This window comes from Weissella paramesenteroides (genome assembly GCF_036327715.1).
Classification (GTDB): Bacteria; Bacillota; Bacilli; order Lactobacillales; family Lactobacillaceae; genus Weissella; species Weissella paramesenteroides.
Genome location: NZ_CP130559.1, coordinates 1534677 through 1552349, shown reverse-complemented (window position 1 = coordinate 1552349; position 17673 = coordinate 1534677). Strand labels below are relative to the sequence as shown.

The window sequence follows — 17673 nt, the reverse complement described above, 5'->3', positions numbered from 1 at the left end:
TAGCTTGCGTTCGCGTATATTTTGAAAGCATTTTTTAGTGGTATGATTGACCACCAAAAAACAAATAACGACAGAAAGCGCTTTCAAAAATAACGAGACGCTGTTATACTAATACTTGGTAAAACGTTTTACTCATTCACAGGTATCATATTATCATAGTTAAATGTTTTAATAAAGAAAAATTAATTTTGTGAGGTAAACAAAATGTTAATTGCTATTAACATGTTAGGTATCCTTGTTTTTGTCGGGGTTGCCTATCTATTTTCTAATGATAAAAAGAACATTCAATGGAAGTCCGTTAGTATTGTTCTTGTGCTAGAGGTATTCTTAGCCTGGTTCTTTACCCAATTCAAAGCAGGACAAATTGCCGTCCAAGGAGCAGCCGATGGCTTTAATTGGTTAGTTTCTGTTGCTTCAAAGGGAATTGCGTTTGCTTTGCCAGATTGGCTAACCGCAAATAATGGTGGTCCTAATTTCGTAACATCGGCATTGCTACCTATTTTGTTAGTTGTGCCATTGTTTGATATTTTAACTTATTTTGGAATTCTACCTTGGATCATTAAGTGGATTGGAAAGGCTTTGACCTTTATTACTGGTCAACCAAAGTTTGAGGCATTCTTCTCAATTGAAATGATGTTTCTTGGTAATACAGAGGTATTGGCTGTTTCAAAGAATCAATTAGAGAGCATGTCAGCACGTCGTAATTTTACGTTAGCGATGATGTCGATGAGCTGTGTGACTTCAGCCATTATTGGTTCATATACACAAATGGTGCCAGGTCAATATGTTTTGACAGCTGTTCCGCTTAATATTTTAGGCGCAATTGTTATTTCAGCTATTTTAAATCCAACAAAGGTTGCACCTGAAGATGATGTCATTGTTAAGGTCGATTCAGAAAATGGTAAGAAAGAGCCATTCTTCTCATTCTTAGGTGATTCAATTCTTGGTGCTGGTAAGTTGATCTTGATCATTACCGCAACAGTTATTGCCTTCGTTGCCCTTGCCGCATTGATTGACCAACTATTCAGTTTAACTGGATTCCACTGGTTGACACTTGAGAATATTTTTGGGGTTATCATGTTCCCATTTGCTTGGTTGTTAGGCTTCAATGTTCAGGACGCATTCCATATTGCACAATTTATGGGAACTAAGTTGGTTACCAACGAATTCGTTGTTATGGGTGAGGTTTCAAAGTCAATTATGGCCAACAAAGGATTGTTCTCTAGCGAACACGCAAGAATTGTTATGACAGTGTTCCTAACGAGTTTTGCTAACTTCGGTACAATTGGTATGATTCTTGGTGCCTTTAAGGGGTTGGTCAACAAAGAAAAGAACGAATACATCAGCTCACGTGTTGGATACATGCTGTTGTCTGGTGTGCTAGTTTCATTACTTTCAGCTGCTACAGCTGGTATGTTTGTTTGGTAATCATCAGTTAGTATAATAAATTATTCAAGGGGGAAACTTGTCATGCTATCTGTCATATTAGATATGGATCCAGGAATTGATGATGCAGCAGCGATTGCAGTTGCCATTAATCATCCAGATTTAGATGTTAAATTGATCACAACGGTTGCTGGTAATGTCTCAGTAGATAAGACAACGAACAACACGCTGAAGTTATTGACCTTTTTTAATAAGGATATTCCAGTTGCCATGGGTGCAAAAGCCCCATTAAAAAAGGCATTTGCTGATGCATCAGCAATCCATGGTAGTTCGGGAATGCCTGGTTATGATTTTCCAGAACCGCAAATGAAACCCATTGATTTACCAGCTGTTGAAGCGATTCATCAAACGATTAATCAGTCAGCTGAAAAAATAACCTTGATTGCCACCGGATCGTATACAAATATTGCCCAGTTTATTCAAAAATATCCAAATGATTTAGATAAAATTGAACATTTGATTTTGATGGGTGGTAGTATTTCAGGTGGAAATTGTAGTTCGGTCGCTGAGTTTAATGTGTTCACTGATCCGGATGCCGCTAAAATTGTTTTTGCAGCACCAATTGAAAAAACGATGATTGGTCTGGATGTGACTTTAAAAGCATTAATTACTGCTGAAACAGTAGGAAAAATCAAGGAAATGGGTAAGTCGGGTGACATGCTTTATAAGATTATTTCTGCTTATGGGGATGTGCATGAAGGTGGCAAGCCAATGCATGATGTGAACACGATACTTTATGCGCTTGATCCAGAATTAATTACGACAGAACCAATGAATATCGAAGTGGCAACCGACGGACCAGCCATCGGGGCTACAGTTGCAGATATTCAAAACAGATGGCATGAGCCAGGTACCCACAATGCAAATGTGGGTGTTGATATTGATGCAAAGATGTTTAATGAGTGGTTTATTAAGCAAGTTGCAAGAATGCCAAAGTAAAGGGGAAAAACATGGCAAAGAAAAAGATGATCCTAGATTTGGATACTGGCGTCGATGATGCATTGGCTATTGCTTATGCGTTGGCAACGCCAGATGCTGATTTGATTGGTATTGTTTCTTCATATGGCAATACATTAGTTGAAAATTCAGCACAAAATAGCTTGAATTTACTAGCTTTGTTAGATGCACCAGAAGTACCAGTTTTTCTGGGTGAAGCACATTCATCAACTACGGATTCTTTTGAAACAATGGCAATTTCAAAAGCCATCCATGGTGAAAATGGTGTTGGTAATGTTGATGTGCCAAAAGCATCTCGCTCTGTTGAAAAGCAACATGCCGTAGATTTCATTATTGAAGCTGCTCATCAGTATCAAGATGATTTAGTCATGGTACCGACTGGTCCGCTAACCAATCTTGCGGCTGCTTTTAAAAAAGACCCAGAAATTGAACAATTGATTGGTAATATCACATTAATGGGTGGTGCATTAACTGTCCCTGGTAATGTGACACCATATACTGAGGCAAATATTAATCAAGATGTGGCGGCCGCAGATTATGTATTTAAACATGCAAAGCACCTTGTGATGGTGGGATTAGATGTTACACTGAGAACGCTATTGACCAAAAAAGAAACACAGCAGTGGCGTGATTTGGGAACGGAAAAAGGTCGTGTCTTGGCTGACATCTTTGATTATTATATCGATGCCTATTACGACCTTGATATTAATAAAAACGGGGCTGCTTTACACGATCCGTTAGCAGTCGGTGTTGCGGTTGATCCAAAATTTGTCACTTTGTTGCCACTTAATATGACAGTAACCCCTGACGATGGTCGCACGATTGGTGATCTAGATAAGTTGAAGGATGAACATATTAACAATTATGCAGCAATTGATGTTGATGTACCTTTCTACTTAGAGCGTTTTATGAACTATATGACTACATTATTAAAATAAAAATTGAAATAGAAAACAGCGTTGCTTTTTGTGGTAACGCTGTTTTTGTGTAAGCCAGGATGTTACCCTAATCATGTATAATATCGTTAGAAGACTGTATTGAATGTGTGATTTGTTAGTAGAAAAATGGAGCTCTCAAATGGTGATGAAAAATAAATTAGGCATTACCAACTCTGCTGAACTAGCTAGAGTTGAGGAAAAAATTACCAAAAAGGCAGCAAAACAATTATATGATCAGGGCGATATTAGCAAAATTGAAGTGGGAACTTTTAATGGCCTTGCAGCAATTCATAAGTATTTATTTAAAGATATTTATGAGTTTGCAGGGGAGGTTCGCCAGGTAAATTTAGCAAAGGATAGTTTTGCATTTGCACCTGTCATGTACTTGCGACCAGCATTGGCATATATTGATAAACTTCCCCAAACAATGTTTGATGAGATTATTGAAAAGTATGTTGAAATGAATGTGGCTCACCCGTTTAGAGAGGGAAACGGTCGAAGTATGCGAATTTGGCTAGATCTTATCTTACGTCAAACATTATCAAAAGTTGTTGATTGGTCAAAGATTGAAAAAGAAGATTACTTATTGGCAATGGCTCGTAGCCCAATTAAAGATATTGAATTGAAATACATCATTAAACATGCATTGACCGATAAAGTTGATGAGCGAGAGGTTTTCTTAAAAGGCATCGATCAGTCCTATTATTATGAAGGATATGTGACTTATAAGGTAGATGATTTAGTTTAAGTAATCAAGATAGATAACATAAAAACAGCGTCGTAGTTTGCCACAACGACGCTGTTTTTATATGGTCAATATTTATCTAATAAGTCGACAGCTGTTTGTTTATCTGTAATCAGGACGTTGGCGTAGCGACCAGTTAAGGCACCATGAATAGAAATCAATTTCTTTTTAGCGCCAGCAACTAAAATTGAATAATCTTTTTGACGCAAGTTTTCCAAGTCAATGCCAATTGTCCGATCATCCAACTCAGGATTAACAATATGTCCTTCTTCATCAATAAAACGCGATACGATATCACCAACTGCCCGTTGATGTAGTGAATCAATTTCAGGATGGTTTAGATAGCCAAGACCGAATAATTCTTCGTGATCTTGAACGGTTCCAGTCGTATAAATAGCAATATTGCTTTGCATCCCCGTTTCATAAATTTGATGAATAAATTTATCTTTAATGACAATATCTTTGGTGATTGCATTGTCGAGAAATGTTGGTAGGGGTAAATTAATCGTGTTTGTATGAAATGCTTGGGCGAATTTACGATTAATATCGTTGGCGTAGTCACTAAGGTCTGACTCTGACATACCACCTTTAAGCTGCACGACCTTCACATTATGATGTTCATTTGGAATGAGATTAGCGGCAACGGCGTTTAAAGTACGTCCCCAACTGATGCCGATAATATCGTTGTCCTGAACGATGTGATTAAGGTATTCAGCAGTTAATTTTCCGATTTTTTCATTGATGATTTGGGTATCGTCAATGAAGTTTTCAGCTACCAAAACGTCTTTTAACTGATATTTTTTCTTAAGTTGCATTTGTAACAAACTTAAATCTTGTTTAGGATCCATAATTTTTATTTGGACCAGTCCATTTTCCTTGGCGTAAGTTAAAAACCGAGAAATTGTTGGTCGTGAAATTTTTAATTTTTTAGCAATTTCATTTTGACTTAAGCCATCTTCATAGTATAAATGGCAAATTTCTAATGCTGTCTGCGTTTTATTGGTAGTTGCTGTATTGACCATATTGATTAGATGCTCCCCGTTGAATTTATGTAAATTATATCACAATTTGGAGCATTTTCTTAATTGTTTGAACAAAAGTGCAAATAATGTGTTTACATTTGTTCAAACCTCCGTTACAATAAATTTGTTCATGAGTGGTAAGCGGATTCATAAATGATTATCTCAAGTGAACAGATAAAAAGTTGAAAGTAAAGAACTTCATCAAGTACGAAGTAGGTCGGTAAAACGACCTTTTAATTTAAATTGCTAAGTAAGCGGTTGCATATTTAGCTATTAAGGAGATATTTTCATGGAAAATAGAGAAACTGCTAATATTTTATGGTTTGATCAATTACATCGTACTGATGTGGATTTAGTTGGCGGAAAGTCTTCTTCTTTAGGTGAACTGACTTCTGCGACGGACGTTCCGGTACCGTATGGTTTTGCAACAACGACCCATGCGTATCGTGACTTCATGAATCGGACAGGGGCAACTGATAAAATTAAAGCACTCCTAGACAGTATTCATGATTATGAAAATTCTAGAGAATTACACGAGGTCTGTGCTAAGATTCGCCAGATCATTATTGATAGCGACATGCCAACAGACTTAGTTGATGAAATTCAACAAGCTTACGCTGAATTAGCAGAAAAAGTTGGTGAGGCACAACCATTCGTTGCCATTCGTTCAAGTGCAACCGCTGAAGATCTACCGGACGCATCTTTTGCTGGTCAACAAGAGTCATACTTGAACATTCAGGGTGCAGATGACGTCGTACAAAAAATTAAAGAGTGTTTTGCCTCACTATATACAGAACGTGCAACCTATTATCGCCATAAGCAGAATTTCCCACATGACCAAGTTGCTTTATCTGCAACGATTCAAATGATGGTATTTTCTAAAGCATCAGGGGTTATGTTCTCAGTGAATGTTGGTACTGGGGATGATACCAAAATTATTGTCGACAGTGTTTGGGGATTAGGTGAATATCTTGTTCAGGGAACAGTAACGCCGGATGATTTCATTGTGGATAAGGAAACGCTGGAGATTGTTTCTAAAGATGTGACCACTAAAAATATTGCCTTGAAACGTTTACCTGATGGTGGTGTTGCAGAGCAAACAATTCCAACAGAACAAGCTAACCAACCTTCATTAACCGATGACCAAGTTGTGGAGTTAGCAGGTTACGCCAAAGCCATTGAAAAGCATTACGGTTGCTACATGGATATGGAATTTGCGTTAGATGAAAAAACAAATAAATTGTGGCTAGTTCAAGCACGTCCAGAGACGGTTTGGTCACAGAAAAACAAAAATCAATCAATAGAGAAAGAGGAACAACATATGGCTGCCAATGAAAATCAAACAGTGCTTGTTAAAGGGTTACCAGCTAGTCCAGGTGTAGCAACTGGTAAAGTTCATGTTATTGAAAATCCAGCAGATATTGATCAATTCCAACCTGGTGAAATTTTGGTAACAGCAATGACGTCACCTGATTGGGTCCCTGTCATGAAGAAAGCTAAAGCGATTATTACAAATAATGGTGGTCGGACTTGTCATGCAGCTATTGTTTCACGCGAAATGCAAATTCCTTGTCTTGTTGGTACCACCAGTCGTGGTGTTGCGGCAATGGATGTATTAAAGACTGGTGATGTTATTACGGTCGATGCTAAGAACGGCATTGTTTATGAAGGTGAAGTGCAATCAATTTTGGCACCAGCTCAACAAACTGCTGTTGCTAGCGAAGGCGCAGCACCAGCTGAATATTTTGCACCAACAGCAACTCAGGTCATGATGAACTTGGGTGATCCTGACTTAGCAGAAAAATATGCTGACTTACCTGCTGATGGGGTTGGCTTGATGCGTGAAGAGTTTATTTGGACAAGCTACATTCACGAGCATCCACTATATTTGATTAAGCAAGGCAAGTCTGAACAAGTTATTGATATGTTAGCTGAAGGTATCAGTAAAGTAGCACGTGCTATGAACCCACGGCCAGTTGTATTACGTTTATCAGATTTCAAGTCTAGTGAATACCGTAATCTAAAGGGTGGTGAAGAGTTTGAACCACATGAACCAGCGGATCTATTAGGTTGGCGTGGTGCATCACGTTACTACGACCCTAACTTTATTGAAGCTTTCAAACTTGAGCTAGCTGCTGTGAAAAAGGTGCGTGAAGAATTTGGTCTAACTAACTTGAATGTCATGTTGCCATTTGTACGAACGGTTTCTGAAGCCAAAAAGGTGACAGACATTATGGCAGACGCCGGTCTAGTACGTTCAGCTGACTTTAAATTTTATATGATGGCTGAAATTCCAGCTAACATTATTTTAGCTGACCAGTTTAATCAATTTATTGATGGGTACTCAATTGGCTCAAATGATTTAACCATGCTATTACTTGGGTTAGATCGTAACAATGATACTGTCGCATCATTATTTGATGAACGTAATTTGACTGTTAAACGTGCGATTGCCCATTTGATTACAGCCGCTCATAAAGATGGCAAGACTGTTTCAATTTGTGGTCAAGCGCCATCACAATACCCAGAATTTACGGAATTCCTAATTCAACAAGGTATTGATTATGTATCCGTTAACCCCGACATGGTTAAGACAACGAAGCATAATGTCGCTCACTTTGAACAACGTGTGCTATTAGATAAAGCAACTGGCAAAGGTCGTCAAGATCAAACAAATTATCAATGGTAAGAAAACTGATAAATAACTAGGTAGGTGATTGATAGCATATCAGTGTAAAACAGACATAAAACATACTCTCCAAAAAACATCCCCACGTCTTTTACCAACGTGGGGATGTTTTTAAATGGATATAACTAATTAAATAATTTTACCTTCGTAAACACGAGTCGCAATGCTCATAAAGTTAAAGGTTGCCAATTCATCAGTTGAACGAACGTATGAAGATGGTCCAATAGCAGGCATCAAATTGATTGGCTTAGCTTCCCAATCACCGTCAAAGAATGCAACTGATGGACGACCCAAAGCAGCAGCATAGCCCAATTCAAATGCAGTACCACTATCTTCGTTACCAGCGGTAATGACCCCTAAAGTGACATCTGTATTTTGAATAGCAGTAATATCAGCATTATAAGTTGCCACTGCCCACGTAAAATCAGGGTTAAAATCACCATTTTCGTCAAACGCTTGACCACCAAATTGGTTCAACAAAGGCACATGAACATAACTAATTGTTGGATTATTGTTCAAAGCTTTGTAAGATGCTAACAAAGTTTCTATTTGGCGATCAGAAAACCAACCAGCACCCAAATAGATGGTCCGTGCACCGGGTACTTTCTTGACATCTGAGGTGGCATCACGGATGTCTTCTAATTGTTGAATCAATTCGTCCATACTTAACATATCTATACTCCCAAAAATTTATTTATTAACTATTCTATTATGCCATGTGATAACTTGAAATGGGGTGTGAAAAATTAAATTTAGAGATTTTTAATCTGCCTATATTTACATAAAAAAATGTTTGTAACGTTATTATTTACGTAATACACATGAAAGGCACATGAAGTCCAAGCAAAATCGATACATTCTTTTTATAAAATAATAAGTGTCGTAAGGAGTAACACGCCGATGCTATGACCAAAAGCCAATTGTGAGTGAACCCTGCTCTTTGCGACTACTATAAACATAAACCACAATAGAAGGAGTTTGTGATGAAAAAAGGATTATTTTTGATGAGTACAGCGGGACTTGTTTTTGCTGGAGGATTATTGGGCGGTAACGTGTATGCTGACTCATCAAAGCAGGTAACTGCTGTTGGTTCAACTGCGTTACAACCTTTAGCAGCACAGGCAGCTGATGAATTTGGGAATAAAAACCCAGGTGTGACAGTGAATGTGCAAGGTGGTGGTTCTGGTGCCGGCCTTAGCCAGGTTGGTAAGGGAAATGTGACTATCGGTGATTCAGATATTTTTGCTGAACAAAAAGATGGTATCAAGGCAAATAAATTAAAGGATAATAAAGTTGCGGTTGTTGGTATTGCACCAGTGGTTAATGCTGATGTAAAAGTGTCATCATTAACGATGTCACAACTTCGTGATATCTTCACTGGTAAAATTACTAACTGGAAAGATGTTGGTGGTCAAGATCAAGACATTTCACTGGTAAATCGTGCCCAAGGTTCTGGAACCCGCTTCACTTTTGAAAAAGAAGTGATGGACGGTCAAGCAACAAAAACTTCACAGGAACAAGATGATAATGGTGCGGTGCAAAAGATTGTTTCTAAGACACCAGGTGCTATTTCATACTTAGCGTTTTCATATACAACTGGTGACCAAGCTAAAAATTTGAAGCCACTTGCCATTGATAAAGTTAAGCCAACTGTGAAGAACGTTAAGGATAATAAGTGGTCGATCTGGGCATATGAGCATATGTATACGACCAAGAAACCTGACAAGAACACAACAAAATTTATCAAGTTTGTGAAGTCTAATTCAATGAAGAGTACAGTAAAGAAGTTGGGATACATTCCAGTAAACGAGATGAAGGTTACTAAGAATGCCAATGGAGATGTCACAAAGAAGTAGACAATAAAACACATTTAATGAGGTGCAACTCCGGTGAGGGTTGTACCTTTTTCATTTTGATTAATTGATAGGTGTTTTATCTGTCGAAAACGCTTACAATGGTAATATGCTTTATAAAAGGGGAGAAGTCAGATGAAAAATGATGTGCGTTGGGATAAGGCATTATATACGACAGATACGTATAATATAGAAGGTTTAGATGGTCATGCTTATGCTAAAAATAGCATTGAGGTGCAGACAAGTAGCCCATTAAATGATAATCCGGGGACAAATCCAGAACAATTATTGGGGATGTCATTGTGTACTTGTTTAGTAGGGACAATGGAAGTTATTCTGAAAGAACATAAAATTGATGTGGAACCAAGAGCACATGCAAAGATTTCATACGTTCGAGGAAAGGGACATAATGAATTTTTAGTTCATGCACAGGTTGCTGTTCCAGGGCAGACATTGTCACAAACCCGTGCATTGGTATCAGAAGTTGAAAATCGTTGCTGTGTATCACAGCTACTTCGTGGTAACGATAATTACAGTCTAGAAGCGGTTTTGGATCTAGATTAACTCATAATAAAATATGATATGACGGATAGACTTTCATGTGTATCCGTCATATTTTTTACGAAATGAGGTTTTTTTATTTGTCTACCCCTTTTTTCTAGTAAAAAGGACTAAAAATCTGGTGATTAGAGATTACCAAACGTTGTCATTATAAGTAATTGATTAAGTACTATGGTCATTTATGGATTTTCTCTGGTGATAGGCGAACGACTTGGGTGGTATGGTATCAAAAAATATAACCAAAGGAGTTTCAAATGACGACAGAAGTTATTAATCGATGGGAGCAATATGAACCTATCATTGGTGGTGTTTTAAAAATGGGGCATATCGATTGGCGGAATGTAAATTTTGATGATTATCGGCAGGAATTGCGATTATTGATTTTACAGCGCTTATTAGCAGGTGATCAGTTAGCACCAACCAATAATTCAAATTTATTTCGCTGGTTATTGTGGCGACTAAGGGATATACAACGAAGTAATCAAAAATATGAAGAGCGCCATGATTTTATAATTACACCACCTGAAGTTGTACAAATGGAACAAGCATTCGAAAATACTGAATTAAAGGTAATTATTGAAAATCTATTGAATCAATCAGTGTGCCAGCAAAAAATCAGACAGTTATTATTAGATTTTATGAAATATTCAGATGATTTAGTTACAAAACGGTGTATTCGTCTGGAAATTCATCGTATGACATATTATCGCCACTTAAAATTATTACGGCAAATGATCAATAAATCATATTGCATAGATTTTCAATAAAGGAACATATAATTATGCCAAATTCAATCATCATTTCAGAAAAAGGTTACTCTCAGGATGTTTTGTCGCAACTTTCAGAAGCTAGTGATATTTGTCCACATGAGACGATGTTAATCGTTGCGGCTCGTGATCGCTATCAGCGTTCAGTTTCACGAATCTATTATGCAGATGGTATGATTGTTGGCACATTAGTCTCTACGAATCGATTAATGGATCAATTAGAAAAAACAACAGGCTATAAACGACATGACCAGGTAGAAGCTTATTATTGTTTATTGCCACCAGCATTGCGTGGTCAAATGCGGAGCTGGGTGATGCAGAATCATGCATTTGTGCCAGTCACTAGTTATAAAAGTGGTCCAACGACATGGATTAATGCTCGTCAAATTGTTAATGTCCAAACACGAGGTATGCGAACATGTGTCGTGCTTCGTGATGGGACGGTGGTGCAAATTGCAAAGCATAAAGATAAATTTATTAAACAATTGGTAGCGACAAAGATTGTCAGTTTATGGATGACACAATATACTTTTGGACACGGTGATCGATTTGATAAAATGCTATTACCATGTATTAGTTGGCCAGAGCAAGTCAGTCAACATGTTGATCACGTGCGTTTAATTAACTGGTGGGTTATTCTTAAACTTGAAGGTCTATTAACATATTCATTGGATGCGGGAACCAAAAAAATGGTGCGAAAGGTTATTGCATATTTAATGCAGCGGATTGAAGAGAAACAATAAACAGATAGCGAGGTAATCGGGGATGGAATATTTTCAAGTCATGCAAACGCCGTTGGGAAAAGTAACATTATTAAGTGATGGTCAATCTTTTTTAGGCTGCTGGTTTGAAAACCAAAAGCACTTTGGCGGTAAGTACGACCTAACCAAGGCAGAAGAATCAGATACACTGGTGCTACAAAAAGCCAAGCAGTGGTTAACAGATTATTTTGCGGGTAAGGCACCAGATATTGCAACATTGCCAATTAAACTTAAAGTAACACCATTTCAACAGCAGGTGTTACAATCGTTACAGCAATTACCTTATGGTCATACTGTAACTTATCAACAGATTTGTCGTCTGATAACAGATGATGAACAACGAGCAAAAAACTTATCACGTGCAGTCGGTCATGCAATTGGTGCCAATCCATTTATGATTTTTATTCCTTGTCATCGTGTGGTAGGTAGTGACGGGTCACTCACCGGTTATGCCGGAGGATTGGCGCGAAAAAAAGCCTTATTAACTTTGGAAGAGGCAGACTTTCAAGAGTAGGACCGGAATGTTAAGCGCTTGTTGTCATGCTCTCCATAAACGCGCTCCAAGAGACTGAATCCTTAATGTAACGAGATATCACCCTTCCTGATCGCCGCTTTGCTACGATCAAAAACGGTGGTATCTTCGTTACAACCGGATTCAAAACGTCTCTTGTCACGCTCTCTTTTTACTAACTTAAGAAAAGTATGTTAACATGTAAGTGAAATGAAGCACTTGTTTCATGACACAATCATAAGAATAGAGGGAGTACAAATATGACATTAGAATTTGCACATAAGTTAGGTTTGGGGACTAATAAAGTTGGTGGACACAATTTATTTAAAGATCTAGATGAGCAAGATGGTTATGATTTGGTTCGTGCAGCATTAGATGCAGGGATTAACGTATTGGATACAGCTTTTGTCTATGGTTTAGGACGTTCTGAGGAAATTATTGGGGATGTTATCCAAGATTATGATCGAAGCAAGATTATTATTGCAACGAAGGGTGCTCAGAATCCAGATAATGACTATAAGCCAGATAATAGTCCTGAGTTCTTGGTTAAAACAGTTGAGGAATCTTTGAAGCGTTTGAAGACTGACTACATTGACATCTTCTATATTCATTTTCCAGATGAAACATCTGATAAGTTAGCAGCAGTAGAAGCGCTTGATAAGTTGAAGCAAGCGGGTAAGATTCGGGCCATTGGTGTTTCAAACTTTAGTTTTGATCAATTAAAGGAAGCTAACGCTACTGGTAAAGTTGACTTTGATGAGGACTACTACAGTTTGGCACATCGTGATGAGGAGCAAGAGCGCTTTGCATATCTTCGTGAGAATGGTATTGGTTTCGTACCTTACTTCCCACTAGAGTCAGGATTGTTGACAGGACGTTATGGTGCAGCAGATCGTGACAAGTTTGATCGTTTAGATGACGCAAAGTTTGATCAAATTATTAAAGGTCTTGATGTCTTAAAGCAAGTTGCTGAAGCACATGAAGCGACACTAACACATGCCGTTTTGGCATGGTATATGGCAAATCCAAATATTGGTTTAGTTATTCCTGGTGCCCGTAATGCTGAGCAAGCAACTGATTTAGCAAAGTCAATTGATGTTCATCTGACAGAAGATGAGTATAAGGCAATTGATGAAGCTTTTAAGGCTTAGATAAATAGAGTGTGACAAAAGACGTTTAAGGGGCAATAATCTACCGAAATCAAATAGGTAGATTATTGCCCCTTTTAGTCTATAATAGCTAGCTACGCACCGGCCTCTTTTTTATTGATTAATTTCAATCTTAAAAGAACTAATATCACCACGATATTTTGAAAGGGCATATTCTACAGGAATATCTTGATTTGTATAAGTAATCGTATGGAAGTAGAACAGCGGATCATCTAATGGAATTTCTAATAGTGCAGCAGTTGTTTCGTCAGCACGAAGTAGCTCCAATTCTCGTGAAGCATGGGTCATATAAAGATTATGATTTTCAAACGTGTGTAGCACGGACTCTTTTTCAAAATCGTGTTGGTCAAAATCAGGAATATATTTTGTTGGAATATATGAGGTTGTCAACAAAATGGGCTTGTCATCTGCATAGCGCAAACGAGTTAGTGCAAAAACGGTATCCTTGTCAGTTAGCTGTAACTCGGATTGAATTTCCGGTGTGACCGGCATTTTAGTCAAACTAATAACCTTGGTTTTTGGAATAACGCCTTTCTCTCCCATCTCATCAGAATAGCTTTTAATGACGTGGGTGAAGCCTTGTTCAATTTTAGTTGCTTTTACCCAAGTGCCCAATTTTTTACGCCGTGCTAAATAGCCTTCGTTCACTAGTACTTGGATAGCTTGGCGAATGGTTGGTCTGCTCACTTGAAATTGCTCGACTAAGTCCATCTCTTTGGGGATGAAACTATTCAAAGGATAGGTACCATCTTGAATGCTAGCAAGAATTTTATTTGCGATATTACGATATTTTGCTTGTGTTTGTGTCATAGTTTGCCTCGAAATAACTTTGAGTGGCGGTATGTTTTTTATCGAAATTAAATTTATGTATGTAGAAACCATTATAATATAATAACCCTCTTGTTGCATGATAGCCGCAAGAGGGTTATAGACGAAAATTTTATAAATTTATACGAAAAGTTTAACCACTAAACTGTAAAATTAATCCATCAGTTGATAATGAGTTATTCTTGTAGAATTGTTCATATAAGATTACACTAGTGCCAAAGTGAACAATCAATACAGTTAAGTACGGGGGAGAAAATAAACATGAAATATCGCAACCTAGGTAGCAGTGGTTTGAAAGTTAGCGAAATTGCTTTAGGCAGTTGGATGACAGATGTCAGTGATGAAAATCACCAGAAGCTAGCCGCTGAAAGTATTCAATTAGCGTATGAAAATGGTGTAAATTTTTTTGATTGTGCGGATGCTTATAGTGGCGGTGCAGCAGAAAGATTCTTGGGGAATACTTTAAAAACTTTGCCTAGAAAAGAATTGATTATATCAAGTAAGGTTTATTTTCCAACTGGATCTGGTGTTAATGATCGTGGATTATCAAGAAAACATATTTTTGAATCAATTGATCAGTCATTAAAGAACTTGCAAACAGATTACTTGGATCTATATTTTTGTCATCGTTTTGACCCTGAAACACCTTTAGAAGAAACGCTCCAGGCATTGAGTGATTTAGTAGACCAGGGAAAGATTTTATATTATGGTGTCAGCGAGTGGACACCCGTACAAATTTTAGAAGCACAGTTAGTGATTCAAGCACGTGGTTTACACCCAATGTCAGTTGTTCAACCACAATATAATATGTTTGATCGTTATATTGAACACGAATTGATGGATGTTTGTGAAAAACTAGGTCTAGGTATTGTGCCATTTTCACCATTATCGCAAGGATTGTTGACCTGAAAGTATCGATTGCATCAAGAGATTCCGGCTGGATCGCGCGCAACTTATCAAGATCAAATTCAAGCATTGTTGACAACACAGAATCTAGAAAAGGTTGAAAAATTAATCAATATCGCTGATGAATTGGGGACTGATTTAGCTAGCCTAGCGTTGGCTTGGGACTTACGTGATCATCGTATTACCAGTGTTATTACTGGTGCAAGTAAGCCAGAACAGTTACAAAATAATTTAAAGGCTTTGAATGTGACAATACCAACAGAGTATTTGAAGCAAATAGACGAGTTATTTGAATTCAAGAAATTTAATCGTAAAATTGGGTAATTGAAAGAGACTGACAGTTAAGATGGAATTCTTAGCTGTCAGTCTCTTTATTTTTAATTTTAAATATCACTATTCTTGTCTTTTTTTGTTAGCCCTAATTTACCACTAACATCTGTTGCAACTTGTTTTGTTTTATCAGTCAAGTCACGGACAGCTTGTTGACGTTTTTCCTGCTTATCAACTTTTTGATCCATCATATTTTTAAATAGAACATTACTTTGTTGGATTGTTTCTTCATCTGCATAGTAAATCTTTACAAAAGTGGTTGGATCAACGCTTGCACCACCCTTGGGCAGGATACGTAGCACAGTATCACTATCATTGTAGGCATATTTCACGTCAGCCTTCACTTTAACCAGTGCGTAATTGAATTCATACTGTTCAAGTACTTTCGTCGCTTCGTCTAAAGATAATGATTTCACATCTGGTATTTTGACATAATCTTTTCTTTTATCGAGATGGCGATTAATAATTTTGGTAGCCTCATCTAGAGCGACAGGAGTAAGCGCAGCTGCCGCAACACGTGCTAATCGACCAATGACTTGTAGTTTTCCCATGATGGATATCACACCTTTCGTTATATTCTAACTAATGTTGTTAGACCTATTCTACACTACTTTGTTTTGATAAAGAATAAGAGTAAATGTTTTTATTTTTGGAAGCGATTACATCAGTATTCTTGCAATCGTTAACGGTAATGTTATAATAGTTGGTGTACAAAACCAACTTACTTAAATAAAAAATTGCTAGCTATCGAAAAAGAGAGGGATGGAAATATGAGACGTATTTCTACAGGGTTTATCTATTTCTTTGGTGCCTTAGGTGGCCTATTGTTTGGATATGACACTGGTGTTATTTCTGGAGCTATTTTATTTATTCAAAAGCAGATGGCATTGAACTCCTGGCAACAGGGCTGGGTTGTTAGTGCTGTGTTAATTGGAGCTGTTCTTGGTGCAGCAATTATTGGACCGTCTTCTGATAAGTTTGGTCGAAAAAAGTTACTGCTTCTATCATCAATTATTTTCTTCATTGGGGCACTTGGCTCAGCATTTTCACCAGAATTTTGGACGTTAGTTATTTCCAGAATTATTTTAGGAATGGCAGTTGGGGCTGCATCAGCATTAATTCCAACTTATCTTGCAGAACTTTCACCTGCTGATAAACGTGGAACTGTCTCAAGTTTATTCCAGTTAATGGTTATGACTGGTATATTTGTGGCATACGTGACAAATTATGGGTTCTCTGGTATATATACTGGATGGCGTTGGATGCTCGGATTTGCAGCTATTCCAGCTGTGATTCTTTTCCTTGGTGGATTATTACTACCTGAAAGTCCTCGCTTCTTAGTAAAGATAAATCAAGCTGATAAGGCTGAAGAAGTTTTGTTGAATATGAACAAAGGGAATCAACAAGCTGTTGATAAGGAATTGGTGAATATTCATGAAGCAGCAAATATTAAAAGTGGTGGATGGGCAGAGCTATTTGGTAAGATGACCAGACCAGCTTTAATTATTGGGATTGGATTGGCTATTTTCCAACAAGTTATGGGATGTAATACAGTCTTGTATTATGCACCGACGATTTTTACTGATGTTGGATTTGGTGTATCTGCAGCGTTGATTGCTCACATTGGTATTGGAATTTTTAACGTGATTGTAACAGCAGTTGCAGTTATGATCATGGATAAAATTGATCGTAAGAAAATGTTGAATATAGGTTCGGTAGGAATGGGAATTTCGTTAGTCGTTATGAGTATTGCAATGAAATTCTCAGGTGGTTCACAGACAGCCGCAGTTATCTGTGTTATTGCACTAACCGTTTATATCGCATTCTTCTCGGGAACTTGGGGACCTGTTATGTGGGTTATGATTGGTGAGGTATTCCCATTGAACATTCGTGGATTAGGTAATTCGTTTGCGAGTGTTATCAATTGGTCGGCTAATACGTTGGTGTCATTAACGTTCCCATCATTACTTGATTTCTTTGGTACGGGAAGTCTATTCTTAATTTATGGTGCTCTTTGCTTCCTAGCTATTTGGTTTGTACAAAGATATGTCTTTGAAACACGGAATCGTAGTTTGGAAGAGATTGAGGAATCAATGCGTGAACGTGCTGATGTCGTTGATGTACCTCAAGAACATCAATCACAAATTTAAAAATTTTAAGCCAGTTCATCACTGGCTTTTTTAATAGCTT

Annotated in this window: 16 protein-coding genes and 1 pseudogene; 13 read left to right on the top strand and 4 right to left on the bottom strand. The window is 37.6% G+C overall.

The window, feature by feature from the left end; translation table 11 throughout:
• The first annotated feature begins 204 nt into the window (after positions 1–204).
• The 4 genes from QRX23_RS07760 to fic all read left to right on the top strand — a co-directional run bounded on the left by QRX23_RS07760 (position 205) and on the right by fic (position 4089).
• Positions 205–1428 carry a NupC/NupG family nucleoside CNT transporter gene (locus QRX23_RS07760; protein ID WP_330155224.1) on the top strand — a complete coding sequence of 408 codons (1224 nt, stop codon included), beginning with the start codon at positions 205–207 and terminating at the stop codon, positions 1426–1428.
• A 42-nt stretch (positions 1429–1470) separates the two neighbouring features.
• Positions 1471–2385 carry a ribonucleoside hydrolase RihC gene (gene rihC, locus QRX23_RS07755; protein ID WP_330155223.1) on the top strand — a complete coding sequence of 305 codons (915 nt, stop codon included), beginning with the start codon at positions 1471–1473 and terminating at the stop codon, positions 2383–2385.
• Between the two features lie 11 nt (positions 2386–2396).
• Positions 2397–3341, top strand: a complete 945-nt coding sequence (locus QRX23_RS07750; RefSeq protein WP_330155222.1) for a nucleoside hydrolase — start codon at positions 2397–2399, stop codon at positions 3339–3341.
• 139 nt (positions 3342–3480) lie between these two features.
• Positions 3481–4089, top strand: a complete 609-nt coding sequence (fic, locus tag QRX23_RS07745) for a protein adenylyltransferase Fic (protein WP_330155221.1) — start codon at positions 3481–3483, stop codon at positions 4087–4089.
• A 65-nt stretch (positions 4090–4154) separates the two neighbouring features.
• Here fic and QRX23_RS07740 read toward each other — a convergent pair whose 3' ends face one another.
• A complete protein-coding gene (locus QRX23_RS07740; protein ID WP_150191449.1) occupies positions 4155–5108 on the bottom strand; it encodes a sugar-binding transcriptional regulator in 954 nt (317 codons plus the stop codon).
• 289 nt (positions 5109–5397) lie between these two features.
• On the opposite strand from QRX23_RS07740, the gene ppsA reads away from it, so the two are divergent.
• Positions 5398–7797 carry a phosphoenolpyruvate synthase gene (gene ppsA, locus QRX23_RS07735; RefSeq protein ID WP_330155220.1) on the top strand — a complete coding sequence of 800 codons (2400 nt, stop codon included), beginning with the start codon at positions 5398–5400 and terminating at the stop codon, positions 7795–7797.
• Positions 7798–7926: 129 nt separating this feature from the next.
• On the opposite strand, the gene QRX23_RS07730 is transcribed toward ppsA, so the two are convergent.
• Complete coding sequence (locus QRX23_RS07730; protein ID WP_330155219.1) at positions 7927–8469, bottom strand: nucleoside 2-deoxyribosyltransferase; 543 nt, start codon at positions 8467–8469, stop codon at positions 7927–7929.
• Positions 8470–8780: 311 nt separating this feature from the next.
• Between QRX23_RS07730 and QRX23_RS07725 the strand changes: the two genes are divergently transcribed.
• The 6 genes from QRX23_RS07725 (at position 8781) to QRX23_RS07700 (ending at position 13401) form a co-directional block, all read left to right on the top strand.
• Positions 8781–9653, top strand: a complete 873-nt coding sequence (locus QRX23_RS07725; RefSeq protein ID WP_330155218.1) for a phosphate ABC transporter substrate-binding protein — start codon at positions 8781–8783, stop codon at positions 9651–9653.
• Positions 9654–9785: 132 nt separating this feature from the next.
• Entirely contained in the window at positions 9786–10214 is a 429-nt protein-coding gene (locus QRX23_RS07720) for an OsmC family protein (RefSeq protein WP_330155217.1), read from the top strand.
• 251 nt (positions 10215–10465) lie between these two features.
• Complete coding sequence (locus QRX23_RS07715; protein WP_330155216.1) at positions 10466–10978, top strand: hypothetical protein; 513 nt, start codon at positions 10466–10468, stop codon at positions 10976–10978.
• A 14-nt stretch (positions 10979–10992) separates the two neighbouring features.
• Positions 10993–11721: a hypothetical protein gene (locus tag QRX23_RS07710; RefSeq protein WP_330155215.1), complete on the top strand. Its 729-nt coding sequence runs from the start codon at positions 10993–10995 to the stop codon at positions 11719–11721.
• A gap of 22 nt (positions 11722–11743) precedes the next feature.
• Positions 11744–12253: a methylated-DNA--[protein]-cysteine S-methyltransferase gene (locus QRX23_RS07705; protein WP_330155214.1), complete on the top strand. Its 510-nt coding sequence runs from the start codon at positions 11744–11746 to the stop codon at positions 12251–12253.
• Between the two features lie 257 nt (positions 12254–12510).
• Positions 12511–13401 (top strand): aldo/keto reductase, encoded by an 891-nt coding sequence (locus QRX23_RS07700; protein WP_330155213.1) that lies wholly within the window; start codon positions 12511–12513, stop codon positions 13399–13401.
• Between the two features lie 111 nt (positions 13402–13512).
• On the opposite strand, the gene QRX23_RS07695 is transcribed toward QRX23_RS07700, so the two are convergent.
• On the bottom strand, positions 13513–14229 hold the full coding sequence (locus QRX23_RS07695) for a GntR family transcriptional regulator (protein WP_330155212.1): 717 nt from the start codon (positions 14227–14229) through the stop codon (positions 13513–13515).
• 279 nt (positions 14230–14508) lie between these two features.
• Between QRX23_RS07695 and QRX23_RS07690 the strand changes: the two are divergent.
• Positions 14509–15477, top strand: a pseudogene (locus QRX23_RS07690) (aldo/keto reductase family protein).
• 59 nt (positions 15478–15536) lie between these two features.
• On the opposite strand, the gene QRX23_RS07685 reads toward QRX23_RS07690, so the two are convergent.
• On the bottom strand, positions 15537–16034 hold the full coding sequence (locus tag QRX23_RS07685) for a PASTA domain-containing protein (RefSeq protein WP_330155211.1): 498 nt from the start codon (positions 16032–16034) through the stop codon (positions 15537–15539).
• Positions 16035–16253: 219 nt separating this feature from the next.
• Here QRX23_RS07685 and QRX23_RS07680 point away from each other — a divergent pair, with 219 nt between their 5' ends.
• On the top strand, positions 16254–17633 hold the full coding sequence (locus tag QRX23_RS07680) for a sugar porter family MFS transporter (RefSeq protein ID WP_330155210.1): 1380 nt from the start codon (positions 16254–16256) through the stop codon (positions 17631–17633).
• Positions 17634–17673: the final 40 nt, after the last annotated feature.